This is a genomic window from Chloroflexaceae bacterium (assembly GCA_025057155.1).
GTDB lineage: Bacteria > Chloroflexota > Chloroflexia > Chloroflexales > Chloroflexaceae > JACAEO01.
The window spans coordinates 12735-37306 of record JANWYD010000020.1; the positions used below are offsets into that span (position 1 = coordinate 12735).

At 67.9% G+C, this 24572-nt stretch carries 17 protein-coding genes; 14 read left to right on the forward strand and 3 right to left on the reverse strand.

Annotated elements, in window-relative coordinates; genetic code table 11:
• Positions 1–70 precede the first annotated feature (70 nt).
• From NZU74_16585 to NZU74_16600, 4 genes are all read left to right on the forward strand, one after another.
• Positions 71–1948 (forward strand): SpoIIE family protein phosphatase, encoded by a 1878-nt coding sequence (locus NZU74_16585; GenBank protein MCS6882949.1) that lies wholly within the window; start codon positions 71–73, stop codon positions 1946–1948.
• 82 nt (positions 1949–2030) lie between these two features.
• Positions 2031–3230, forward strand: coding sequence for a cysteine--tRNA ligase (cysS, locus tag NZU74_16590; GenBank protein MCS6882950.1), 1200 nt, complete (start codon positions 2031–2033; stop codon positions 3228–3230).
• A 199-nt stretch (positions 3231–3429) separates the two neighbouring features.
• Complete coding sequence (locus tag NZU74_16595) at positions 3430–5094, forward strand: peptide ABC transporter substrate-binding protein (GenBank protein ID MCS6882951.1); 1665 nt, start codon at positions 3430–3432, stop codon at positions 5092–5094.
• A gap of 88 nt (positions 5095–5182) precedes the next feature.
• On the forward strand, positions 5183–7738 hold the full coding sequence (locus NZU74_16600; GenBank protein MCS6882952.1) for a PBP1A family penicillin-binding protein: 2556 nt from the start codon (positions 5183–5185) through the stop codon (positions 7736–7738).
• A 173-nt stretch (positions 7739–7911) separates the two neighbouring features.
• Here NZU74_16600 and pheT read toward each other — a convergent pair whose 3' ends face one another.
• The 3 genes from pheT to NZU74_16615 form a co-directional block, all read right to left on the reverse strand.
• Positions 7912–10446, reverse strand: coding sequence for a phenylalanine--tRNA ligase subunit beta (pheT, locus tag NZU74_16605; protein MCS6882953.1), 2535 nt, complete (start codon positions 10444–10446; stop codon positions 7912–7914).
• A 131-nt stretch (positions 10447–10577) separates the two neighbouring features.
• Entirely contained in the window at positions 10578–11072 is a 495-nt protein-coding gene (locus NZU74_16610) for a hypothetical protein (GenBank protein ID MCS6882954.1), read from the reverse strand.
• Entirely contained in the window at positions 11002–11454 is a 453-nt protein-coding gene (locus tag NZU74_16615) for a hypothetical protein (GenBank protein MCS6882955.1), read from the reverse strand. Before NZU74_16615 ends, NZU74_16610 begins: the two co-directional genes overlap by 71 nt.
• 397 nt (positions 11455–11851) lie before the next feature.
• Here NZU74_16615 and NZU74_16620 point away from each other — a divergent pair, with 397 nt between their 5' ends.
• The 10 genes from NZU74_16620 (at position 11852) to NZU74_16665 (ending at position 24572) form a co-directional block, all read left to right on the forward strand.
• Positions 11852–12292, forward strand: a complete 441-nt coding sequence (locus tag NZU74_16620; GenBank protein MCS6882956.1) for a division/cell wall cluster transcriptional repressor MraZ — start codon at positions 11852–11854, stop codon at positions 12290–12292.
• A gap of 128 nt (positions 12293–12420) precedes the next feature.
• Positions 12421–12639, forward strand: coding sequence for a hypothetical protein (locus NZU74_16625; protein ID MCS6882957.1), 219 nt, complete (start codon positions 12421–12423; stop codon positions 12637–12639).
• On the forward strand, positions 12636–15803 hold the full coding sequence (locus NZU74_16630) for an SUMF1/EgtB/PvdO family nonheme iron enzyme (protein MCS6882958.1): 3168 nt from the start codon (positions 12636–12638) through the stop codon (positions 15801–15803). The genes NZU74_16625 and NZU74_16630 overlap by 4 nt, the downstream gene beginning before the upstream one ends.
• The gene (locus tag NZU74_16635) at positions 15800–17164 is read left to right on the forward strand and encodes a CHAT domain-containing protein (GenBank protein MCS6882959.1); all 1365 of its coding nucleotides are present in this window, start codon (positions 15800–15802) and stop codon (positions 17162–17164) included. The genes NZU74_16630 and NZU74_16635 overlap by 4 nt, the downstream gene beginning before the upstream one ends.
• A gap of 343 nt (positions 17165–17507) precedes the next feature.
• Complete coding sequence (locus NZU74_16640; protein ID MCS6882960.1) at positions 17508–19361, forward strand: N-acetylmuramoyl-L-alanine amidase; 1854 nt, start codon at positions 17508–17510, stop codon at positions 19359–19361.
• Positions 19354–20478: a cell division protein FtsZ gene (ftsZ, locus tag NZU74_16645; GenBank protein MCS6882961.1), complete on the forward strand. Its 1125-nt coding sequence runs from the start codon at positions 19354–19356 to the stop codon at positions 20476–20478. The genes NZU74_16640 and ftsZ overlap by 8 nt, the downstream gene beginning before the upstream one ends.
• Before the next feature lie 140 nt (positions 20479–20618).
• Positions 20619–21482 (forward strand): hypothetical protein, encoded by an 864-nt coding sequence (locus tag NZU74_16650; GenBank protein MCS6882962.1) that lies wholly within the window; start codon positions 20619–20621, stop codon positions 21480–21482.
• A gap of 374 nt (positions 21483–21856) precedes the next feature.
• Positions 21857–22303 (forward strand): hypothetical protein, encoded by a 447-nt coding sequence (locus NZU74_16655; GenBank protein ID MCS6882963.1) that lies wholly within the window; start codon positions 21857–21859, stop codon positions 22301–22303.
• On the forward strand, positions 22300–23394 hold the full coding sequence (locus NZU74_16660) for a class I SAM-dependent methyltransferase (protein MCS6882964.1): 1095 nt from the start codon (positions 22300–22302) through the stop codon (positions 23392–23394). The genes NZU74_16655 and NZU74_16660 overlap by 4 nt, the downstream gene beginning before the upstream one ends.
• Positions 23379–24572, forward strand: a complete 1194-nt coding sequence (locus NZU74_16665; GenBank protein ID MCS6882965.1) for a GNAT family N-acetyltransferase — start codon at positions 23379–23381, stop codon at positions 24570–24572. Before NZU74_16660 ends, NZU74_16665 begins: the two co-directional genes overlap by 16 nt.

Here is a 24572-nt window from a genome sequence, read left to right on the forward strand (position 1 = left end):
CGGCAACGGAAACGACAGACAACCGGCACAGCCCCCGCCACCCGACGGTGCCCGCCCGGCCCGGCGGCGCATGAACATTACGAACCGGCTGCGCTGGTCGTTCCTCATTGGTTCAACCCTGCCGGTGATACTGGTGGGCACGCTCCTGATCGCTATGCTGCTGCAGGTGCAGCAGCGCAACGCCTATGCCAGCCAGCAGGCCCTCGCCGATAAAGTTGCCGGCAACATCGCCACCTTCCTCTACGACCTGGAACAGCAGTTGTTACGCGCGGCGCGGGAACTCGATCCTACCGCGCCAGCGGCAGAATTGCGCTCGACGGTAGAGCGCCTGGTCAATAATTCTCCCGACTTGCGGGCGATCACGGTGGTGAACTCCGAAGGGCGCACCGTCGCCATCGGGCGCAATGAGTTGCTTACCAGAATCGGCGCCGTGGTTTTGCCGCTAGATTCGGCGCTGCTTGAGCCGGCGGTGGGAGTCGGGCGGGGCGGCCGTACCGCAATTATCTCAGGCAGCGATGGACAGCCGGTGTTTCAGGTTGTGCTCCCCGTGCGCGGCGCAGGCGGGGGCATCCTGGGCGCAATTGGCGCCGAGGTCAGCGCCGCGCGCATCCGCCAGATGCTGCGCCTGGGAGTGCAGGAAACCGGCAAGACGGTGTATCTGGTTGATGGAAACCGGCGCCTGCAACTGAGCGATAGTCTGCGGCCCTGGCAACCGCCCGCCGATCTATCGGCGCTCTACCGGGAGGGACAGACCGCCGCCGAATACCTCGGCGGCGCCGGGGTGCTGGTGGTCGGGGCACGGGCGCCGGTCGCGCCGGTATCGGCGATGAGCTGGTCGGTGATCGTGGAACAACCCTCCAGCGAGTTCTTCGTGGAGGTCTATCGCGGGGTCAGCCTGCTCGCGGCGCTGGTAGGACTGGCGGGCCTGCTGGCGCTGAGCTGGTCGTTCTACCAGGCGCGGCGCCTGGTGGTGCCCATCCGCGCGCTGACCGCGGGGGCGCAGGAACTGGCCAGCGGGCGCCTGGATCACCGCATTGAGGTTGAGCCAGGCGATGAACTGGGGCAACTGGCCAGCGCGTTTAACCAGATGGCGGCGCGGCTTCAACATAGCCTGCGGGAGATTGAGCTCCAGAACGAGCGCCTGCGCCACGGTCTGATCCTGGCTCGCGATATCCAGCAGGGCCTGCTCCCGTCGGCGCCCCCCTGGGGCGGTGATGTGCTGCGAGTGCACGGCCGCTCGCTTCCGGCGAGCGAGGTCGGCGGTGATTTCTACGCCTACCTGAACCTGAGCGAGGGACGGGTGGCGGTTGCGATCGGCGACATCTCGGGCAAAGGGGTGGCCGCGGCCCTGCTCATGGCCCTCACCAGCTCGACGCTGGAGTCTCTGGCGCGCGTGGCCGCCAACCCGTCGGAGATGCTGCAGGCCATGCACCTGGCCCTGCGCCAGCGCCTCCAGGCCAACCATATGAACGCGGCCGTGCTGATCGCGGTCTTCGATCCCGAGGAAAGCTCCGTCACCGTGGCCAGCGCGGGGATGATCGCTCCGCTGTTGCTCCAGTGTCGCAGCGACGGCGAGAGCCAGTGCCGCTTGCTTGACGTGGGGGGGTTGCCGATCGGCACCCGGCTGAACGGGCAGTACCGCGATGTGCGCGTAGCGTTGGAACCGGGCGATACGTTGCTCTTCCTGAGCGACGGGATCGTTGAGGCGCATAATCCCGAAGGGGAGTTGTTCGGCTTCGACCGCCTCGAAAACCTGGTGAGGACCTTCACTCCAGAGATGGAGGTGCAGGAGATCGTCCAGCGCATCATTCGCGCAGTGCTGCTCTTCATCCAGGGCGCTGAACCGCACGACGACATTACCATCATCGCCGTGCGGCAGCCACTCCGCGCCTCGCCCGCCGCGGTCGAGACATGGACCACGCCGTATACTGCGGGCAGCGATGTATAATGAGGGTAGACCCAGGTGAACAGCGTATCCCGGTGGCGGTCTGAACCGGAGCGCCGGGGTCGCTCGCGCTCCAGGAGCATGTATGCGGCTCTACAATACCCTCGCGCGCGAAAAAGAACCCTTCGTCGTCCCTCTGGACCGCCCGGTCACGATGTATGTCTGCGGCGTTACGCCATATGATACAACCCATATCGGCCATGCGCGCACGTTCCTGATCTTCGATGTGCTGTTGCGCTACCTGCGCTGGAAGGGCGCCGACGTGCGCTATTGCCAGAATGTGACCGACGTTGATGACCCGCTGTTCGCTCGCGCTGCTCGCGATGGGGTGCACTGGCAGGACCTGGCAAAACGCCAGGTCGCTCAGTTGCGCGAGGACTTTGAGCGGCTCAATCTTGTGCCGCCAACCTATTTTCCGTGGGCCAGCGAAGAGATCGGGGCCATGCTCCCGATGATCGAGCGGCTGGTGGAAATGGGTCACGCCTATGTAGTTGACGGCAATGTGTACTTCAGCATCCGCACCGACCCCGATTTCGGCAAAATGGCCCGGATGGGGTATGAAGAGATGCTGGCAATCGCCAATCAGCGCGGCAACGATCCCCTTGACCCGCGCAAGCGCGACCCGCTGGACTTCGTGCTCTGGCAGACCGGCAAGCCCGGCGACCCCACCTGGGACAGCCCCTGGGGTCCGGGACGGCCGGGCTGGCACATCGAGTGCAGCGCGATGGCGACCAAATATCTGGGCGAGCAGATTGACATCCACGGCGGCGGCGCCGATCTGATCTTCCCGCACCATCCGTGCGAGATCGCCCAGACCGAACCGGTCACCGGCAAGCGCCCGTTCGCGCGGATCTGGATGCATGCCGGCCTGGTCTGGCTCAACGGCGAGAAGATGAGCAAGTCGCGGGGCAACCTCGTCTTTGTACGCGACGCGCTGCGGGAACACCACCCCGATACACTGCGCTGGTACCTGTTGAGCCAGCACTACCGCGAGGAATTCGACTACCGCCGCGACGAACTGGGACGCTACGCCGCGATGGTGGACGAGTTCCGGCGCGCCGTCCAGGCTCGCGGCGCGAGCAGCACGGCCCTGGACCTGACTCGCGGCTTCGATGAACTGGCAGCGGCAATGGACGATGACCTGAACACCCCGGCGGCGCTGGCGGTGCTGCATGCCATGATCGGCGAGACGCTGGCCGCGGCGGCTGAAGGCCGCGATGTGGAGCGCGCCACGGCTCTGCTGCGCGAGGCGGCGACCATGTTCGGGTTTCGGTTGGCAACCTGAGCGGGGCGTACTCGCCGGGCGCTCGTCGCTGTGACGCAACGACGCAGAGGCGCGAAGTTTCAACCTAAACCACTGACGCCTTGCGTCTTCGCGCCTTTGCGTGTCAACCTTTCGAAGTGCTCGAATCGCGCCTTGATACGGGAGAAACGCAGGGTTGGGAATGTCTACACGGACGCGGACAAAAGCGCGCGCAACTGGCATGCGCTGGCGACCGGTCAGGTGGTTGCCGATTCTGGCCCTGGCGCTGATTCTGGGGCCGCTGCTCGCGGCATGCACTGATCGCCAGGCCGAGGCGCCGCCGGCGCCCGCTGGCACACTCCGCTGGAGTCTTGAAGGGGTCAGCGACATTACCCGGCTCGACCCGGCACGGCCCAGCGGCAATCAGGAGAACATCCCTCTCTACCTGATCTTCGGCGGCCTGGTGCGGCTCAATGCCAACCTGGAAGTGATTGGCGACGGCGCGGAACGCTGGACCGTCAGCAAAGACGGGATGGTATACACCTTCTACCTGCGACCCAACCTGAAGTACGGCGACGGCGCGCCAGCGGTCGCGCAGCACTTCGCCGACGCCCTGGCGCGCACGCTGGCCCCCGCCACCGGCAGCGAGTTCGCGCTTACCTTTCTGCAGAATATCATCGGCGCGCGCGAGGTGCGCGAAGGGAAAGCCACTGCCCTGGAGGGCGTGCGCGCCCTTGACGAGCGGACCCTCGAGATCCGCCTTGATTCGCCGCGCGGCTATTTCCTCTCCCAACTCACGTATGCCATCAACTACCTTGTGCCTCCGGGGGCGATTGAGGCCGCAGGCCCGGCCTGGCTTGATCGCGCCTTCGGCACCGGACCGTTTCGCGTCGCGGATTACGAGCCGGGGCAGCGCCTGATTCTGGAAGGCAACCCGTACTACTGGGCCGGGCCGCCCGGCGTGGAACGGGTGGAGTTTCGCTTCTTCCCCGATACCGAGGCCGCCTTTAGCGCCTACCAGGCCGGCGAGGTAGACGTGATGGGCAGCGTACAGGCCGGCGTGCCGGCCACACGGCTGGATGAGACGGGCGGGCAGCCTGGCTTTCGGACCATCAGCGCCCCGGTGGCGCGCTATATCGGCTTTAACAACACCCGGCCGCCCTTCGACAACCTCTATGTGCGGCAGGCCTTCGCCCAGGCCGTGGACAAAGATCGCCTCGTGGCTGACGCGCTCAAGGGATCGGCCACGCCGGCCCGGCGCATTTTGCCGGTGGGCTTCGCCGGCACTCAAGAGCCTGTCACGCCCCTGGCCTTTGACCCCGTGGGGGCGCGCGCGGCGCTGGGCCTGGCCGGCTACGTCAGCGGCGCCGAGTTGCCGCCGGTGAAGCTGACCTACGAGAGCGGCGACGCCGACCTGGGTCGCGTGGCCGCGGAACTCCGGCGCTTCTGGCGCGAGAGCCTGGGGGTGGACGTGGACCTTGACCCGGTGCCACGGCAAACCCTGATTGACCGGCTTGACGCTCTGACCGTCAACCCCCGGGCCCCCGACGCGATGCAGATGTACCTCAGCGTCTGGGGCGCCGATTATCCCGATCCCCAGAACTTCCTCTCACTCCAACTCCACAGCGCCTCGCCCTATAACAACGGACGCTGGCAAAACCCGCGCTTCGATGAACTGGTCGAAGAGGCCGATCGCATGAGCGGGAGCGGCGAGCAGGCCGAACGCTTCCGTCTGTACCGCGACGCCGAGCAGATCGCCATCAACGAGGTGGGCTGGCTGCCCCTGTACAACCCCCTGGTCACTCTGGCCATTCGCCCGACAGTACGCGGCCTGACGCCAACCGTCTCGCCACAGGGGATCATTGCCGAGGACTGGACCGAGGTGCGGATCGTGGAGGGACGATGACCTCAGGCGATGTGGGATTGCCGCAGGTGGCATCCCGGACAAATCTGGCGATGATACGCACGTATTCAATTCAACAGCAATAAGTAATATGTGCGCTCGCCGCGCGACCTCCTATCCTCCGTTGCCCCGCTTCAGTCGCCGGCGCCGGCGGCGGGTCTCGACCTTCCGGCGGCGTCACCCCATCCTGGCCTTTGTTGGCCGCCTGGCCCTCGCCTTCGTCAAACTGACCCTCGTGGCCCTGCTGCTCGCCGTTGCGGGCGGGCTGTGGCTCTACCAGCGTTATGCCCGCGATCTGCCCGACCCGGCGCAGATCGGCGAGTATCGCAGCTTCGAAACCACGCGCATTTACGCCCGTGACGGCACGACGCTGCTCTACGAACTGGTCGGACCCGACGCGGGCCGGCGCACCCCTGTGGCCTTCGAACAGATTCCCCAGATACTGAAGGACGCGACCATCGCCGTCGAGGATGCCGGGTTCTACCAGAATCCCGGCGTTGACCTGCGGGGGATCATCCGCGCGGCGCTCCAGAACTACCAGAGCGGCGAAATCGTCAGTGGAGCCTCCACCATCACCATGCAACTGGTGCGGAACATCCTTCTCGACCCCGAAGAGCGCTATGAACGGAGCTACGAGCGCAAGCTCCGCGAAGCCATCCTGGCCTACCGGGTCAGTCGCGCCTTTGGCAAGGACCAGATCCTCAACCTCTACCTCAACCAGGTGTATTACGGCGCCCAGGCCTATGGCGTCGAGGCGGCGGCGCAGGCGTATTTTTCCAAGCACGTCTGGGAACTGACTCCCGCCGAGGCCACGCTGATTGCCGGACTGCCCCAGGCGCCCACGACCTACAACCCCTTCACCGACTTCGCCGCCGCGAAGGCCCGCCAGCGGGTAACCCTGGACCTGATGGCCGAGCATGGCTTTCTGAGCCGCGCCGAGGCCGAGCGCATCTACGCCGAGCCGATCACCCTCGCGCCCCCGCGCACCGACCTGATCGCTCCGCACTTCGTCTTCTATGTGCGCGACTTGCTGGAGCGGCGCTACGGCCCCGAAGTGCTCTACCGCTCCGGGCTGCGGGTGATCACCAGCATTGATCTGGCCTGGCAGGCCGAGGCCCAGCGCATCGCCCGCGAGCAGATTGAGGCCCTGCGGGCGCGCAACGCCTCCAATGCCGCCGTGGTGATGCTCGCCCCCGACGGGCAGATCCTGGCCATGGTCGGCAGCATTGACTACAACGCGCCCGATGGGCAGGTCAACGTCGCCCTGGCCCGCCGGCAGCCCGGTTCGGCGCTCAAGCCCTTTATCTACGCGGCTGCGCTGCAACGGGGCTGGACGCCGGCCACCGTCATCTGGGACACGCCGAGCCGCTGGGTTAATGCCGACGGCATCGTTTACGAGCCGCGCAACTACGACAACGCCTTTCACGGGCCGATGCGCCTGCGCATGGCGCTGGCCAATTCGCTGAACATCCCCGCCGTCAAGGCGCTGGAATATGTCGGCGTGGAGCCTTTCGTCGAGACGATGAGCCGCCTGGGGATCACCACCTTCGACGACCCCCGGCGCTTCGGGCTGGCGATGGCCCTGGGCAGCAACGAGGTGCGCCTGCTGGAGCTGACGGCGGCCTACAACGCCCTGCGCAACGGCGGGCGGTACGTGGCTCCGGTGGCCGTGCTCAGGGTGACCAACAGCCGCGGCGAGGTGCTGGAACGCTGGCAACCCGACCAGGGCCGCCCGGTGTTCGGCCCGAACAGCGCGCAGATCGCCTACCTGATCACCAGCATCCTGAGCGACAACCACGCCCGGCGCTACATGTTCGGGGCCAACAACGTGATGGAACTGCCCGATATCATCGCCGCGGCCAAAACCGGCACCTCGAACGATTTTCGCGACTCCTGGGCGCTCGGCTACACTACCGAGGTGACTATCGGCGCGTGGGTGGGCAACAACGACGCCTCGCCGATGGAAGAGGTGGCCGGGGCCAATGGGGCTGGGCAGATCTGGCGCGAGTTGATGCTACGCTACCACCTCGGGCGTCCGGCCACGCCCTTTCCGCGCCCCCCGGGCATCGAAGAGATCCCCATCTGCGCCGACACCGGCGGGCGGGCCGGGCCAGGCTGCCCGCGCCCGACCACCGAACTGTTCATCGCTGGCAGCGGGCCGAAAGAGGTGGACGTGGTCTATCAAACCGTGCGCGTCGGCGGCAATGGGACCTGTCTGGCCGCCTCTTACACTCCCGCTGCCGAGGTGCGCGAGGTGCAGTACCCCCTCTACCCGCCGGAGTTCCGCGAGTGGGCCGCCCGCAACGCCCCGCAGCCGCCTACCGAGGTCTGTCCGCCGCCTCAGGCGCCGGCAGAGATCATCGCGCGGCTGGCGCCGATAGGCGTTAGCGGTGTCGTCACCGGAACCCAGGTCTTCATCAGCGGCACGGCGCGTGGCCCCTTCAGCCTCGAAGTCGGCCCCGGCAGCGCCCCGAACACCTGGCAGACCATCGCTCAGAATCCCATTCCGGTGGAGGACGGCCTGCTGGGAGTCTGGATCACCAGCGGCCTGGCGCCGGGTGACTACACCCTGCGCCTGCGGGTGATCACGGTGGAGGGGTTCAGTGTCACGGCGGAGCAGGTGGTGCGCTACGCGCCGGGGCGGTAAGGCGCCCCGTGGAGGTGTGGAGATGTGGAGGTGTGGAGGTGTAGAGGTGTGGAGCGCCTGCACGGTAAATCGATTCACACCTCCACACCTCGACATCTCGACAGTTCTACAGACCGGTCATGGAAACGGATAGAGCAACGGTCAGGCTAAACATCCAGGTCCAAAACAATCCCCTACCCCCTGATCGTCGCTCCGATCTCCCGCTCCAACCCTGAAATGATCTTCTTTCGCACCCGGGCCAGTTCTTCATCGGTCAGCGTGCGGTCGGGGGCGCGAAAGGTCAGGTGATAGGTGAGGCTGCGGCGATCGGCCCCGATCTGCGGCCCGGTATATACATCGAAGAGGGTCAGGGATTCGAGGAGCGGGCCGGCGCCGCGACGGATCAGCGCTTCTACGCGGGCGGCCGGCACCTCCGCCGGGGCGACGATCGAGAGATCCTGCACCGTGGCGGGGAAACGGGACAGCGGTGCGAATGTTGGCGGCCGGACCGCGCCGAAGAGCGCGTCGAGGTCAAGCTCGGCAGCGACTGCCCGTGGCACGCTCAGACCGAGCCGTTCACGGACAGCCGGGTGCAGTTCGCCCAGCACGCCCACCTGGCGCGCGGGGCCGTCGCCAGACTCCAGCAGCAGCGCCGCGGAGCGACCGGGATGGAAACGCTCGTCATCAGTCAGGGGAACGTAGCGCAGCCGGTCGGCAAGGCCGAGGCGCGCGGCCAGGACTTCGACCACTCCCTTAAGATCGAAGAAATCGAAGGGTTGGCGGTCGGCGCCCTGCCAGCGTTCCGGTTCGCGGGGACCGGCCATGGCGATGGCCAGCCGGCGCGGTTCATCAGGGAGCCAGCGCCCATTCGCGCCAGGAGGCTCGGACTTGAGGTAGACGCGCCCGATCTCAAACAGCAATGCCCGCTCGCGTTCACGGAGGTTGAACTCCAGGGCCGCGGCCAGCGAGGGCAGCAGCGAGCGGCGCATGTATGTCCGTTCGGGCGTGTTGGGGTTGGCCAGTTTGAGGTAGCGGTCGGCGACCGCCTCCGACGGGGCCAGCGCCGCCACCAGGTTCATGTCAATCAGGGAGTGAGTGATTAACTCGGTCAATCCCGCGCCGACCAGCACCTCGCGCACACGCCGTTCCAGGGCCAGTTCAGGGTGCGGGTCGGAGGGGGGCAACGCATCGGCCAGGCGGGTGACAGGGATACGGTCGTAGCCGTAGAGCCGGGCCACCTCCTCGCACAGGTCAGCAGTAATGGTCACGTCCTGGCGGAACGAGGGCACCTCCACGAGCACCGCCGGCTCGTCGCCCTCACAGAGGGTGCAGCCGAAGCCGAGGCGTCCAAGCAACTCGGCGATTGCCGGGGCGGAGAGAGTGATGCCCAGGATGCGCCGGACCTCGGAGGGGGTCAGTTCGAGCGTCAGCGGCCGCCAGGGGCGCGGATAGGCGTCAATGAGGCCCTGGGCGATGGTGGCGCCGGCATAGCGGCGCATCAACTCCAGACAGCGGCGCTGGGCGATGGGCGGGAGGGCGTAATCTACCCCGCGCTCGAAGCGTCGCGAAGCCTCGCTGGGCAACTTCAAGCTCCGGGCGGTCTTGCGGATCTGCACTGGCTCCCAGATCGCCGCCTCCAGCAGCACGCGGGTGGTATCTTCGCGCACCTCGGAGAACTCGCCGCCCATCACCCCGGCCACCGCCAGCGGCCCGGTCGCATCACAGACCAGCAACGGCGCCCGCTCCAGGCCGCTCTCAGGTCCGGGAGTCAGGTCACGGTCCTTGCCGTCGAGGGTCACGAGCCGTTCGCCGGGGCGCGCCAGACGGACGATCAGGTGCTGGCCGGCTACGCGGTCAGCGTCAAAGGCGTGGGTCGGCTGGCCCCACTCTAGCATGACATAGTTGGAAATATCCACCACATTGTTAATCGGGCGCATGCCGGCGTGCAGGAGGCGATGCCGCATCCAGCGGGGCGAGGGGCCGACCCGGACCTGCTCGGCCAGGCCGAGGGTAAAGCGGGGGCAGAGGTCAGGGTCCTCAATGGTTACGGCGGCGCGGCCGGCGATGGGCGGCCCTTCGGCCAGCACCTGGGGGTCGGGGAGGATTAGCGGCGCACCGGTAAGCGCGGCGACCTCGCGGGCAACACCGACGATAGAGAGAGCGCGGGCATAGTTAGGCGTGATCTCGATCTCCAGCACCACCTCGCCGAGCACATCGCGCGCGGGCACGCCCACGGGCGCATCATCCTCCAGGATCAGCACGCCCTCGTGATCCTCGCTGATGCCCAGTTCCTTTTCGGAGCAGAGCATCGCATCGCTCATCACCCCGCGCACGGGGCGACCCTTGAGGGTGGTGATCACCCGGCCCTCAGCGTGCCCATCGTAGAGCCGGGCGCCCTCACGGGCGAAGACCGCCTTCAGCGGGTGAGAGAGGCGACCCTGGCCGCGATAGGGAAACAGGTTGGGCGCGCCGGTCACCACCGTATGCGGCTCGGGCGCGCCGTAGTCTACGGTGGCGAGCACCAGCCGATCGGCATTGGGATGCGGCAGGACCTCGAGAACATTGCACGTGACGATCCGCTCGGGGTCCCAGGGCAACTCGGCGCCTTCGACCCCCACATACTGCACCGCGGCAACCTCAAGGCCGCTAAACGTCAACAAACGGGCGAGTTCTTCGGGCGGCAGATCGACCGCAACGAACTCCTTGAGCCAGCTCAACGGTACTTTCATACAGCCCTCGCAACGGGACACTCGAAGGATTGTAGCCCGCACGCGAGCAGCCGTCAAGCCAGCAGGCAGGGCGAAGCGGAGAACACGGGATCTCCCGCGCTCCTGGAGGGCTACGCCTGCTCTGGACACCCTCAATCACGCCCGATACCCGCCTCGATCAACAGGCGCACCACCCGCTCCAGGCGATTAAGGGCCCGGGCCAGCAGCAGGGCGGCATCGGCGATCATCGCTTCGCCAAGGGCCGGATTGGCGCTGATCTTCTCGCGCACAGGTCGCAAGATCTGCTCAAGCGCGCCGAGAAGCTCACCGGCCTGTTGCAGAGCCGTCTCGGCGTCCTCGCGCTGTTTGGACGCCACCATAGGCCAGCGGCCCTGGATGGGTTTGGCGCGGGCCATGGCGAGAAAGCGCGCCACGCGATCAGCCCGCGTCAGCGCATCAGCGACATAGCGTTCCGTATCGGTCACCTGCACCAGCGCCAGGCTCTGATTGGCGTGCACCCTGGCCCGGGCCGCATCGAGCGTAGTCTGGGCTCGTTGCAGAATCTGAACCGCCTCATCAGCAGCCTGGATCGCCGCCTCCCGTTCGCTCTCCGCTTCGATTGGCCATCGTCGAGGAATCGTCGGCATAGGTCTCCACAGGCGCCTGTTCCCGCGCGGCGGCATAGCGCAGCAGTTCAACCTGGCGCAGCATGGCCTCACCGATCTGCCAGAGGATGATCGGCGTGCCCGAGGCGATAAAGCTGCGCCAGACCGCCGCCTCGTACTGGCGCCAGTCCATCTCAGGGTGGCGGCGCGCGGCGATAGCCACGGGAACGAGCGTAATCAGGACCCCACCGGCCACTTCGGCCCAGGTGTGGTCGGGCTTGATGGGCAGGCGGCGCTCCAGATAGCTGAGCGCCGCAGCATAGGCGGTTGACAGCCCCAGAGTTACGAGGGGCATCCCGAGCATCAGGTCATTGGAGGAGTGTCCCGCCTGGGTCAGGCCATTTTTGAGCTGATACCGGGTCATTTTCGGGTTCCTTTCAGTATCTTTCTGGGCTATTATATACCAAGTTACAGCTTCCGTCCAGAGCAAGCATTGGCAAACCAGGGCGGCCTGGAGGTGGAGTTCGGGGATCCGGATCCGCTCCTCCTTTCGGGGCATCGCCGAGATTGAAAGCGGCATAGCATCTACCCCAGGCCTGCGACGCCAATATCGAAGCGTTGTCGCATATACTACGACAGACGGCATCCCTCCGCAAGACCCTTTCGTCCCCGCGAATCAGATCAAACGATGGTGAAAAGGCGCTTAACAAAGTTCTAACTATATGCTATAGTGTAGGCCAAAAGCAACCCAATAAGAACCCTTTTGATCTTCTATTCAACCCGTAAGCTGCCCCGATCGAACCTCCAGTGGAGGCGCCCTCATGTTCATCGGTACGTTCGAGAGCGTGGTCGAACCATCCGGTCGCATTGCGCTCCCGCTCGCGTTTCGCGCCGCCGCCATTGAGGGCCTGATTGTGACCCGCGGCTTCGAGCGCTGCGCGCAGGCGTTTCCCATCCCCATCTGGCAGGAGCTTGCCCGGCGCGTGAATGCCCTGCCGCTCTTTGTTGACGGCGCGCGCCAGGCTCGCAGCCTGCTCTTTGCCACTGCCGCCGAGGTGACCCTCGATGCCACAGGGATGGTGCTCCTCCCTCGCCTGCTGCTGGCCTACGCCGGGATCACCTCGACGGTTGTGCTAGTCGGGATGGGCGCCTTCTTTGAACTCTGGGCGCCTGAGTCCTGGCACGCGGCCAGCGACCGGCTGCTGGACGCGGCGAGCCGCTGGGCCGGGGGCGATCTGCCGCCGATCCTGGCGGATATCTAGTGTATGGATTTTGGATTTTAGATTTTGGATTTTGGATTGCAGCCAGGGATGAGTTATCGGGTCGCTGCCCTGGGAGGAGGAGCGCCGGCTACAAGTGAACCGCGATCATTGCATTCGAAGGAGGAGTCATGCCACTGTCCATCAACACCGTTCCCGATCCTGCTCTGCGCGCACCCGGCAGCGCCGGGCTGGCCCGCGCACGTCTGCGCCGCGCTCTCGCCCGCGACCGCGGCGCCATTCCCGTCCCTTCCGCCGCCGAGGTGCTTGCCCGGCTGCTCGACGAGCCGCTTCCATCGCTGGTGGAGCAGGCGCCGCCAATCGCGCCCGCTCGCGGGAGTAGCCAATGAGCGACCTGGCTTCCACTCTGAGCGTATCTATCGTGGCCGTGGCAGCGGCGCTCGCCGACGTCGCCGCCGCCGATCCCGAAGCAGCCTCGCTTACAGGCCGGCTCACCGCGCTCGCCACGCTCGGCGACGGCGCGCCTGCCGCGGCGCTGACCCGCGCCATTGCCCGGGCCGAGGCGCGCCTGCGTGATGAGCGCCCCGTCACGGCCGGGCCGCTGGTCGCGCTGCTATGCAATCCTCATCCCGCCGCCGCGCGCTTTCGCGCCGCCGCTGTGGAGGAGTTGCTGCTCGCGGGCGAGCCGGATCTGGCGCGCCTGGTGGAGCTGTACCGTCGCGAGGTGCGCGCCGCCCTCGCCGCTGCCGGCGCCGAGACGCCGCCCTGGCGCCTGATTGGCCCGCCGTTGATCCGCCTGCTCGGCGAGCTGCTGCCCGCGGCGTTTGCCGGGCAGGCCCGGCTGCGCCGCTGCCTGCCCACCGAGGCCGAGCGCGCCCTGTTCGACCGCCTGCGCGCCGCTCGCATCGCTGCTTTCGCCCCCGAACCGTTCGGCCAGAGCATCGTCGCCACCTCCGGGGCCTCCATCGCCCAGGTGCGGCAGACCATTGTCCACGGCGATCTCTACGCCCTGCCGGCATCGCCCCCGCCCGATCTGCCCCTGCTCTACGCCCGCTATCGCGCCTTTGTCGCCGAGACATTCGGAGCGCTGGATTTTCGCGGGATCATGCAGGGGCATACAGCCACGCGCATCCCCCTGGAGCGGATCTACGTTCCGCTCATGGGCCGCGCCCGGCACGATGAACGCGGTCCTGACGCGCCACCCGCTTCGCTCCACGAGTTCGTGCGCGCGCAGCCGCTGCTGGTCGTGCTCGGCGACCCCGGCAGCGGCAAGAGCACCCTGGTGCGCTACCTGCTGCTGTCCCTCACCCGCGGCGATGCCCGTCGCGACCTGGGCCTCGACCCGCTCTGGCTGCCGATCTTCTTTCCCGTGGCCGCCTTCGCCACTGCTCGCTCCCAGCCCGGCGCGGGTGATCTCTCGCCCCTGGAGTATCTCAGCGTCTACTACGGCGGCCTCTCCCAGCCCGACTACAGCCCGCTGTTCCTGCGCGCCCTCACGATGGGCCGCGCCCTGGTGCTCTTCGACGGTCTCGACGAGGTGCGCGACGACCGCCAGGGGATCGTTCGAGCGCTGGAGGCGTTTGCCCGCGAGTGGGACGCCCCGGGCAATCGCTTCGTGGCCACTGCGCGCATCGTCGGCTACGAGGAGGCGCCCCTCGACCCCGATCTGTTCGCCGTGGTCATCATCCAGCCCCTCTCCGATGAGCTGATCGGCGCTTTTATCGAACGCTGGAGCCGGGCCTATGCCGCCATCGGCGCGCCGCCGGCAGCAAGCGACGGCGATCTGCTCTCCGACCTGATGCGCGAGGCCGCCAGCGCCGAGGTGGAGCGCCGCGTCGCCGCGCACGTCGCTGCGCTCAGCGCTGCGGTGTTCTCAACCCCCCAGGTCACCGACCTGGCGCGCAATCCGCTGTTGCTGACCATCCTGGCGCTGATCCACTATCAAGGCGCCCGCCTGCCTGATCGCCGGGCTGATCTCTACCGCCTCTGCGTCGAGGCGCTGGCCGAAACCTGGAACCGCACCCGCTCGTTGAGCGGCCGTCCTATCGCCGTGCAACTCGGCGATGAGCAGATTGATGAGCGCTTCGTGGTCAATGTGCTGGGTCCGGTGGCCCTCTGGCTGCACGGTGAACGCGCCGGGGGCCTGATCGAGCACGATGAACTGGAGCGCCACATTGCCGCCACCCTCGCGCAGAGCGACGGCCTGCCGCGGCAGCGCGCCCGGCGTCTGGCCCGCGAGTTCATCGAACTGATGCGCCGCGATACCGGGCTGCTTATTGAACGGGGCTACCGCCGTTTCGCTTTTCTCCATCTGACCTTCGAGGAGTATCTGGCCGCCCGCGGGCTGCTGGAGTCGGTGGCGGTCGAGCGCCCCGATGCATTGATACAGCGCTACGCCCTCGATCCGCGCTGGCACGAGGTGCTGCGTCTGGCTATCGCCTCGGCCTCGCAGCGGGAGGCGCAGCGTTTGCTGCTCTCCCTGCTGGCGTCGCCCGCCGGAGACGAGCAGCGGGGTCTACCCGCCGTACTGGCAGGCGAATGTCTCCTCGATGCCGGGCGCAATGCCGCTGGCGGGCGCGCCTGGGAAGCGGGCCTGGCGGCCCTGCTGGCCGTGGTGGCCGACCCCGCCGCGCCGCTCAACATTCGTGTCGCGGCTGGCGGCGTACTTGGACGTCTGGGCGATCCGCGGCTGCTCGACCTGGCTACCGGCCGCGCTGCGGGCGCCGGCGAGGCGGTAGTTCCCGATTACTGGTGCGATGTGCCCGCAGGCACGTTCTGGCACGGCGACGAACGCCAGCGCCGCGGACGCCGGGCTGCGCTGAAGCCGGTCGAACTGCCCTACGCCTTTCGCATCGCCCGCTACCCCGTGACCAATGCTGAGTTCGCCCGCTTCATCGCCGCCGGCGGGTACGGCGACCCGCGCTGGTGGAGCGTGACAGGCCGGGCCTTCCTCCAGCCCGATGGTCAGCGCGCCCCGCCCGAAGAACGCGGCACGCCCATTACGCAGCCGGGGTTGTGGAGGGTCGCCAGCTACAACGGCCCTACGCAGCCAGTGGTGGGCGTCTCGTGGTATGAAGCGGCGGCCTTCTGCGCCTGGCTGACAGCCGAGGGCCGGGCAGCGGGCTGGCTCTACCCCGGCGAGATGTTGCGCCTGCCAACGGCGCTGGAGTGGGAACGGGCCGCACGCCACCTCGACCAGCGTCTGTACCCCTGGGGTGACGAGCCACCTGACACGGGCCGCGCCAACTTTGCCGATTGCGCCCTGCACGCGCCCAGCCCCATCGGCTGCTTTCCCGCTGGCGCTGCGGTCTGCGGGGCGCTGGACCTGGCCGGCAATGTCTGGGAGTGGACCTGCAGCCTGGCCGACGCCCCGGAGGAGCGCGCGCCGCGCGCCGATGTCGCGCCCGGTGAAACGCCGGTGATCAAAGGCGGGGCCTTCAACTGGCAGGCCGAGGGACTGCGATGCGGGGCCTATCATCGTTTCCCGCCTATTCAGCGCTATAACGTGCTGGGCTTTCGTCTGGTCTGGGTTGTTGCCGAGGAGCGTCTATGAACCCTTCTCTCAATCGCACCGATCCGCGGCTGATCTGCCTGCCGCGCCGCGACGGCGTCACCCTGCGCTGGGAGGCAGGCGTACTCGGCACGCGCACCAGTCGTCTGGAGCCTCCGTTCCCGCGCGACGATCTGGGTCTGGTGCTGCGAGCCCTTGACGCCCTGCAGGACCCGGCCTATCCCATTGCCTGGAACGAGGAGCAGGAGCAACGCTTCGCCTTCAGCGCCGACGAGCGCGCCCGGCTGGCCGCCCTGGGCCTCTGGGACGAGGAGCGCGTGTCCGCCGATGCGCCCCGGCGCGTGGGCCGCCGGCTCTTCCACGCTCTCACCGCCGACCCCGCCGGCGCCCGCGCCCTGGCCACGCTGCGCGATCACGCCACGGCCCTGGGCTACCCCCTGCGCCTGGAGTTGTGCTTCCCGCCAGAAGCGACGGACCTGGCCGCTCTACCCTGGGAACTGCTCTGGGACGACGGGCCGCTGCCCCTGGTACTGGCCCAGGGGAGCGCCGGCAGCATCGCGCGGCGACTGGATCTGCCCCGGGCTCTGCCGCCGCCGCGCCATACCAGCGGTCCGCTGCGCATTCTGGCCGTGTCACCCCGGGCCGGGATTAGCCCCGAGATACGCCAGGTCGAACGCGCCGCCCGCCTCGATGCCTGGCAGCCGCTCCTTGACGCCGGACATGCCACGGTGCTCGAAGTAGAGCCGGCCAGCCGCGCCGCGGTGATCCAGGCCCTTGGCGCCGGCCCGCCCCCCGACGTCGTGCATTTCTATGGTCACGGACGCTACCTCGACGGCGAGGGCGCGCTGCTCCTCGATGACGGCCCCGGCGCAGCCTGGACGCCCGCGGCAACCCTGGCGGCCCTCTTCGGCGGGGTCTCTCTGGTGGTGTTGCATGCCTGCCAGGGGGCCATGCTCGGCGCCAGCGCGCCGCTTGTCGCCGGGGTGGCCCAGGCCCTCTGCGCCAGCGGCGTCCCTGCGGTGCTGGGGATGCAACTCAGCGTGCGCGCTGGCGCAGCCGGACGCGCCGGCGCCCTGCTCTACCGGGCCCTCGTCGCCGGGCGCAGCCTGCAAGACGCGGTCGCCCTCGCCCGGCGCGCGCTGTTCGTCGAGGAGCGCGACCGCGTCTCGTGGTTCGTGCCGGCCCTCTACCTGCGCGATCGCGACGGCGGGCCGTTTTACCTCCGCCCGCCCGCCGCCGATCTCGTCGGAGAGGCGCCGCCGCCTGCCGCGCGGCAGATGGTGGTGGCACGCGGCGGGCAGATCCGCGCCCTGCGCATCCAGGGACGCGCTGGCTCGGCCCAGCGTGTCGTCGCCCTCGACGGCGGCCAGATCAGCGGCGTGGCAATCGAGGATCGATCATAGCACGAGAGGGAAAGGGGACAGGGAAAGCCGGCTTCCCCATTGCCGTCCTCACTGTGGCAAGGGGTGGTGGAGAAACCTGGTGGCCCCATCGCTATTCTCCCCGCGGCAGGCAGGCGGGGAAACCGGGTCGCCCCACCTCCCCCTGCCGGAGAGTCCAGGAAAGGCGCGGCTCTCCCGAATCCCGCCGCGGGCCTCAAGGCAGGGGGGTGGGGAAACCCGGTTTCCCCACGTCTCCCCTCCAGACGGAGGGGCCGGGAGGGCGCAGCCCTCCCAGGAAAAAACTCTCGTGGCGCGGCGAAGCCGCATCAGAACTTAACGACGGCATACCGGAGGAACACAACCAATGCACGTCGAATGGCTCGGCATGACCCGCCAGCACTATCAGCCCGGCGCGCTCAGCCGGGTGCGCATGGTGGTGGTCCACGCCACAGCCGGGCGCGCCCCCGGCGACCTGAACTGGCTGCGCCAGGGCGGCGATGAACGCCGTCCCGTGTCGGTTCACTACTACATTGGTCGCAATGGGCGGGTTGTGCAACTGGTCAAAGAAGATGACATCGCCTGGCACGCTGGCGCAAGCGTCTGGGCCGTTGACGGGCGCGTTATGCAGCATTGCAATCGTTTCTCGATCGGCATTGAGCTGGAGAATCTCAACACCGGGCGTGATCCCTATCCCGAGGTCCAGTACGCTGCGGCCCTGGAACTGACCCGTGACCTGGTGCGCCGCCACAACGTGCCCCGCAGCCAGCTCGTCCGCCACCTGGACATCGCGCCGGGGCGCAAGACCGATCCCGCCGGATTCCCCTGGGAACGTTTCGTTGGCGAGGTTTACGCCGGCACTCCCGAGGCCAACGATGACCCCCAGGTCCAGTTGCGCGCCCTGATGCACGATCTCGCCTACCGGGCCGCTGGTTCGGCGCTGCCCGCTGCGTGGCCTCTGTACGAAGCCGCCCGCGCCGCGAAGCTGGGCATGCCCGTCGCCAGTCTCAACGGCCGTCCCCTCGCTTCCAGCCCTGCGACGGCCCAGGACGACCGTGATCGCCCGGTGCGCATCCCCGGTCAGGCGCCGCTGATCGTCGAGGTGTACGCCCGCGACCTGCTGTACGCGCCCCTCACCGGCGCCGAGGGTCCCCAGGCCAGCGCGATTCGCCGCTTGAGCGAAACGGCCCCCGGCTCGCTGCGCGACGCGCTGGTGAGCGAAATGTTCCGCGCCGCCGATCCGGTGAACGGTTTCCGGCCCGACTGGGCCTTCCACCAGCGCTGGCAACTGCGCGCTGGCGACCTGGGAGCGCCCATCGGTCCCAACCACCGCATCACGGTGGACGGGACAGCCTTTGCCTGCCAGCACTTTGCTCTGGACAGCCTCTGCTCGCCAGTGGGCGCCTGGCGCACGATCTACCACCTGAGTGAACTGGGCAGCGCGACCAGCGGCGCTCCCCGACCTGCCGCGCTACGCGCCGCCCTGCTCGACGACCTGTACCGTGCCCGCTGCGGGCGGCGCTACGACCCGGCGGCGCTCCTCACCCGCCAGGCCGAGAGCCGGCGCCTGGGCGCGCCCCTGGCGCCGCCCGAAGTGGCGATGGTAGCGGGCCGGCCCTATCTGCTGATGGCCTTTGCCCTCGACGTCCTGGCCTGCCCGTTGCCGCGCCTCACCTGGCCGCTCGACCAGCCGTTGCCCGCCGCGACGCCGGTGATCGCCCTCAACGATTCCCCGGCGCTCCACGGCGCGTCCGCTCCACGGGGAACGGACCATCTGCTGGGCGGGGCCGCGGCGCCGGCGTTGCATGATCTGCTCCTTGACGCGCCCTCAGGCCATGATCGCCCGGCGCCCGACAGCCTGCTCATCGCCGCGGCCCGTGGCCCCGCCGCTGCCGATCTGCGCCCGGAAGCCGGCAGCGCCCGCTGGCACTACTACGTTACCGCCTCTGGCGCGATCTACCGCCTGCGCGACGAACGCACTGGACCGGGCGACAGCGCGCGCGGCGGGCGCCCCGTGCTCATCGCGGTTGAAGGAGGCCCCGCTGCCGCTGGCCCGGCGCAGCGCGCCGCCCTCATCTGGCTGGTGCGCGCGCTGGCCGACTTCTGGCGGATTGCTCCGCAGCAGATCATCGCCAGCGATGGAACCTCGCCCGGCCCGGATGCGCGCCACGCCAATGAAGAACGACATCCCGATGAGATTGGAGGAGCAAACGATGGTTGATCAGTCCGTGACCGGCGTCAGCGTAGACCCGGATGTTGCCGACAACGTGATCGTGTTTACCCGGCCGGAAGACGTCGCTGCGCGCCCTTCCCTCTTTCTGGCCCAACTGCCGCTTGACTCCGCCCCGGTGAAGATCCGGGTCGTCGGCGTAGGCGGAGCAGGCGGCAACGTCATTGACCGGCTGGCCAGCGAGCGCATTCCCGGCGTGGACACGCTGGCAGTGAATACCGACCGGCAGGCTCTCGGCGCCAGTCGGGCCACGCGCCATCTGGTGCTGGGCGAGACGGTGACTCGTGGCCTCGGAGCGGGGGGGGATCCGCTGGTGGGTCGCCAGGCCGCCGAGGAGAGCGCGGCGGCGCTCCGCGAGCGCCTGCGGGGCGCCGACATGGTCTTCATTGCCGCCGGCATGGGCGGCGGAACGGGAACCGGCGCGGCGCCGATCGTCGCGCGGGTGGCCCGCGAACTCGGCGCCCTCTGCGTGGCCCTGGTCACCCGGCCCTTCAGCTTTGAGGGCCGGCGGCGGGCGCAGATCGCTGCGCAGGGCATCGCCACTCTGCGCGATGTCGCCGACACGGTGATTATTGTGCCGAACGACCGCCTGATCGAGGCCGCCACGCGCAGCACCTCCGTCCGCGAAGCATTCGACATGGCCGACGCCGTGCTCCAGCTCGGCGTGCAGGGCATCGCCGAACTTATGGTGCAGTGCGGCCTGATTAACGTTGATTTCGCCGATGTGCGCGCGGTGATGGAACGGGCCGGCACGGCCCTGCTGGGCATCGGCGCGGCTCGGGGCCACAACCGCGCCATCGAGGCCCTGCGGCGCGCCACCGCCTGCCCGTTGCTGGAGGGCCGCCTCGAAGGTGCGCGCCGGCTGCTGCTCAACATCACCGGCGGCAACGATCTGGGTCTGCTCGAGGTGCATAGCGCCGCTGAACTGGCGGCCCGCAGCATCGACCCCGACGCCAACATCATCTTCGGGGCCACGATTGACCCGACCCTGACCTCCGGGCTGGTCAAGGTCACCCTGGTTGCCACCGGCTTTGCCGACGCCGGGACGTCCGCCCCCCTCTCGCAGGGCGGGGCGCGGGGCCTCCCGGTTGCGCCAGGTCCGCGTTAGACGCCGATACGCCCTCTGATGTCAGTAGGAGGACGGGGAAACACGTTTCCACTGCCGCAACTCGGAGGGTTGTGCGACGGCAGCCAGGGCGGGCCGCGCCTGCTCGGCGCCGATTCACATCATATGACAGGGAGAGAACTATGAGCCTGATACGACTCTGCCGTGAAGACCCGCTGGTAAGCCTGGTGTACGAACTCTTTGGGGCCAACATCGTGCGCGTGCCCGATGCCCGCGTGCGTCCGCTGACTGTCGTGGCGCACCGCGACGGGCGCAATTTCTTCCGCGGGGCCCTGCTGCCCCTGCTGACCGACAGCCGGCCCCTGGGCGTCCCGCCCGAAGAGACCGAACTCACCGACATCTCGGGGCGTCGCTCGCGGCGCGTGGCCCTCGATCTGGGCCTGCACATCCTGCGGGGCTTCCTCAAGGGCTTTGGCGTGCCCGCCGCCGAACTGACCGCCGGCATCACGGGGGCGGCCCACATCCAGTTCGCCTTCCCCGATGCGCGCCGCCTGGCCCTCGATGTCAATGCGCTGGGCTGGGCTATCGCCGGGCGCTGCATTGACCGCGCCAATCCTGCCGCCGCCATCTTCTTTGAACACCCTCGCTACGACCTGCTGTTAATCGACTCGGTCCTGATCAGTCGCTACATTACGGTGGTGCTTACCGGCGCACGGGGGCAACGTCTCAACGTTGACGTCTCGGCGCTCCGGCACCTTCTGGCCGACCTCGGCGGCCATGTGCACGCCGCCAACGACGGCGAGATCGAGATGACCCTGGCAAGCCCCCATGCCCTCACCTTTGCCTTTTCCTGCGTGCGTCTGTTCTTCAACGACGAAGGGCTTATCAGCGTCATGCCGCCCGATCACAGCCGGCGCACCCTCGGCCCCGCCGGCCTGGCCGCTCCTCTCGTCGCTCGCCCCTCACCCGACCGCATCCAGCTCAGTGCTGGTCCGGGCCTCCTGCTGTGGGACCGCGGGCCGTCTGAACAGGCGATAGCCAGGTGATCCGGGGCCGAGGCTGGCAGCATGCAGCTCTCCCAGGAAACCTCTCGTTCTGTCCGGCTCGACTTTGCCGCAGAGGTGCGTGTTCCGATTTACCGTGGAGTATGCAGAGGATGAGCTTTTTGAGTTCCTCTGCGCCCTCTGCGGTGCGAAGGGGTTCGGCAGAGGCATCCTGCAGAGCAACGATTGACGCCAGCGCAAGATCGAGTAAGATTACGAAGGGCCTGGGAACAGGATTTCTGGCGGAGGTGGGGAAACCAGATTTTCTCACCCTCTCCAGCCTGACGACTCTCGGGAAGGCGCAGAGGGGTGATGTTCCTCCGAAAACCCCTTCAGACACGAAGGGGCGTTGCAGTTGTAGCAGCACGCACAACAGTATGCATCAAAACTTCTTTGTCTACCAGCGCCGCGCCTTGCAGCCACTGCTTTTCTGGGGCATCATCAACAGCATCCTGGGTGCACTGATGCTGCCATTCGGCGGCTTCGCCCGCCACTTCGGGCTACAGGCGGCGGCGTGGGGGGTGATTGACGTGCTCCTGGCGATGGCCGGGCGGCGCCGGGCGTTGCTGAAAGCTGAGGCCCTGGCCGAACACTACCTCGACGAGTCCGTCGCGACCCACGAGGCCGAGCGTTTTCGGAACCTGCTGTGGTTCAACGCAGGGCTGGATGTGCTCTACATCGTCGCGGGGCTGTTCACAGCGCTGCGGTTCCCCGACCGGCCCGATCGCCGGGGTATGGGGCTGGGCATCACTGTGCAGGGAGTCTTTCTGCTGCTCTTTGACGCCCTCCTGGCCCGTGATGTGGAACGGAAGTTCCTGGTATGATTCCCCGCGAACTCTTCCCTCTGCTCCAGTGCCCGACCTGCCGTTCGCGCGACCTCTATGTTATGAATGATGGCGTCCACTGTGGATCTTGCGGCGCCGCCTACGCCTTTTGTGACGGCTACATTGACCTGATGCCCCGGAACGTCGCCTTTGGCTACGTCTCGAAGTACGTCTCCGATGAGGCGGAACTGGCCGAGGAGCTTGATTACCGCGAACTGGCCCCGCCGCTCCTCGCTGCCGGCGTGCGCGACCGGGCGCTGCGGCGGCTCCTGCGTTTCCGGCCCGCCGATGTGGCCCTCGACAATGGCTGCGGCACGGCCAAACACGCTGTCTGGAACGCCCACCGCGTGCGCCTGATGATCGGCAGCGATCCGGCCACGCTCTTCGCCGACCAGGCCCGCAAACGGGTGGCCCTCGCCCGCGCCGACTCGCGCAGCCTGCCCTTCGCCGATAACGCCTTCGATAAGCTGTTCGCGATTGACATTCTCGAACACTTTCCCCTTGAGGTCATTGACCAGTATCTGGCCGAGAGCGCCCGCGTGTTGCGCCCCGGCGGGCGCATGCTGGCCTTCTCTAACACGCGCGAACGCTCGCCCATCCAGCCGCTGATTGACCTCAGCCGACGGCTGGGGCGCGTGTTCGTGCGCGCCGGATGGTACGATTTCGCTCGCGAGGCGCGCCGCAAATCCGACCATGTGAAGGCCCTCGAAACCTGGGAAGACGTGCTGGCAGCCTTTGAACGCGCTGGCCTGCGTCCGGTGAAGGTGGTGTTCTGGAACAGTCTGTTCACCACCTTTGTCGAGCACGTGTTGATGAAACTTGGCGAGGCCGCGCTGGGTCGCGCGCCCGCGCCGCTCGACAATGCGGCCAGCGAACCCGATCCCGCCGCCAGCGGATCGCCCGTCAGCGGCGTCGTCCGCGAGATCCGCGCCCGTCGGCGCATCCGCCGGCGCCTGCGCCCTGGCAGCCCGGTCTACCTGGCGCTGCTGGCTGTTACGCTGGTGATGGAACTGGACCTCTGGCTGTTTGGCTGGATGCGCTGTGGCAGCTATTTCCTCCTGGCAGAAAAACCGGGGTGCACATCGTGCTGACCTACCGCCCGCTCACCGAGCAGGATCTCGACCAGTTTATCGCGCTGGAACAGTACGCCTTTCCGGCCAACTACGCCAGCTACGTTTCGACCGAGGTCGCCGCCGATCGTCTGGAGCGCCTGCGCGGCGTGTTCGCCGGTGACGCCCTGGCCGCGCAACTAGAGGTTATTCCGCTGCGGGTGCAGGCCGGCGCCGGCGACGTTCCCGCGGCGGGCATCGGCGCGGTCGCCAGCGCCCCGCAGGCGCGACGGCAGGGCCACGTAGCCCTGCTGCTGCGCCATCTGGCCGACGAACTGCGCGCCGGGGGCGTGCCGCTGGCCATCCTGTATCCCTTCAAGCCGTCATTCTACCGCCGGTACGGCTGGGCGATCTTTTTCGAGCGCCGGATGTACAGCGGTCCCCCGGAACGTTTCGCCAGCTTCCGCGCCGCGCCCGGGGCCTGGGAGCGGGCCGGAGCGGAGCAGATCGAGGAGTTCGACCGCATCTACCGGGGCGCGCTGCGGGGACGCTTTGGCCCCATTGCACGCGACGCCGCCTGGTGGCGCGACCGGGTGCTCCACGCCCACGGACGGCCACGCCAGGCCTATATCTGGCGCGATGAACAGGGCCAGGGCCGTTCCTACCTGATCTACCACCTGCGCAACGACGACGACGGCAGGCGCATGGAGTTCCGCGAACTGGTCGCCCTCGATCCTACGGCCCGCGCCCAGCTCTTCCACTTTATCGCCGGCCACCAGGACCAGGTGCAGCGCGTGCGCTTCCGCGCCCCCGCCGATGCGCCGGTGAACCTGCTTTTCCCCGATCCGCTGGAGTGTTCGGTGGAGCCGGACTTTATGCTACGCCTGCTCGACGTGCCGGCGGCCCTGGAGGCGTACCCCTTCGCGCCCGGGGCGAGCGGGCGCCTGACCCTGGCGGTACACGACGACTGGATAGCCGAAAATGCCGCCGTGTTCGCCCTGGAGTTCGCCGCCGGCCGCTGCCAGGCGACGCGCCTGCCCGTCGGCGCGCCCGCCGATCTGTGCTGTGAGGTGGGGACTCTCGCCCAGATCTACAGCCGGTACCTGCGCCCGCGCACCGCCGCCGCCTTTGGCGTGCTCGAGGCCCGACGGCGCGAGGCCCTCGACCTGGCCGAACAGGCCTTTGCCGGCCTGGCCCCGTTTAGTTCGGATTTTTTCTGA

Bases quoted from the DNA above. Each gene is read 5' to 3' on its own strand.
- NZU74_16585 (MCS6882949.1), top strand. From the start codon at position 71: ATGAACATTACGAACCGGCTGCGCTGGTCGTTCCTCATTGGTTCAACC.
- cysS (MCS6882950.1), top strand. From the start codon at position 2,031: ATGCGGCTCTACAATACCCTCGCGCGCGAAAAAGAACCCTTCGTCGTC.
- NZU74_16595 (MCS6882951.1), top strand. From the start codon at position 3,430: ATGCGCTGGCGACCGGTCAGGTGGTTGCCGATTCTGGCCCTGGCGCTG.
- NZU74_16600 (MCS6882952.1), top strand. From the start codon at position 5,183: ATGTGCGCTCGCCGCGCGACCTCCTATCCTCCGTTGCCCCGCTTCAGT.
- pheT (MCS6882953.1), bottom strand. From the start codon at position 10,446: ATGAAAGTACCGTTGAGCTGGCTCAAGGAGTTCGTTGCGGTCGATCTG.
- NZU74_16610 (MCS6882954.1), bottom strand. From the start codon at position 11,072: ATGCCGACGATTCCTCGACGATGGCCAATCGAAGCGGAGAGCGAACGG.
- NZU74_16615 (MCS6882955.1), bottom strand. From the start codon at position 11,454: ATGACCCGGTATCAGCTCAAAAATGGCCTGACCCAGGCGGGACACTCC.
- NZU74_16620 (MCS6882956.1), top strand. From the start codon at position 11,852: ATGTTCATCGGTACGTTCGAGAGCGTGGTCGAACCATCCGGTCGCATT.
- NZU74_16625 (MCS6882957.1), top strand. From the start codon at position 12,421: ATGCCACTGTCCATCAACACCGTTCCCGATCCTGCTCTGCGCGCACCC.
- NZU74_16630 (MCS6882958.1), top strand. From the start codon at position 12,636: ATGAGCGACCTGGCTTCCACTCTGAGCGTATCTATCGTGGCCGTGGCA.
- NZU74_16635 (MCS6882959.1), top strand. From the start codon at position 15,800: ATGAACCCTTCTCTCAATCGCACCGATCCGCGGCTGATCTGCCTGCCG.
- NZU74_16640 (MCS6882960.1), top strand. From the start codon at position 17,508: ATGCACGTCGAATGGCTCGGCATGACCCGCCAGCACTATCAGCCCGGC.
- ftsZ (MCS6882961.1), top strand. From the start codon at position 19,354: ATGGTTGATCAGTCCGTGACCGGCGTCAGCGTAGACCCGGATGTTGCC.
- NZU74_16650 (MCS6882962.1), top strand. From the start codon at position 20,619: ATGAGCCTGATACGACTCTGCCGTGAAGACCCGCTGGTAAGCCTGGTG.
- NZU74_16655 (MCS6882963.1), top strand. From the start codon at position 21,857: ATGCATCAAAACTTCTTTGTCTACCAGCGCCGCGCCTTGCAGCCACTG.
- NZU74_16660 (MCS6882964.1), top strand. From the start codon at position 22,300: ATGATTCCCCGCGAACTCTTCCCTCTGCTCCAGTGCCCGACCTGCCGT.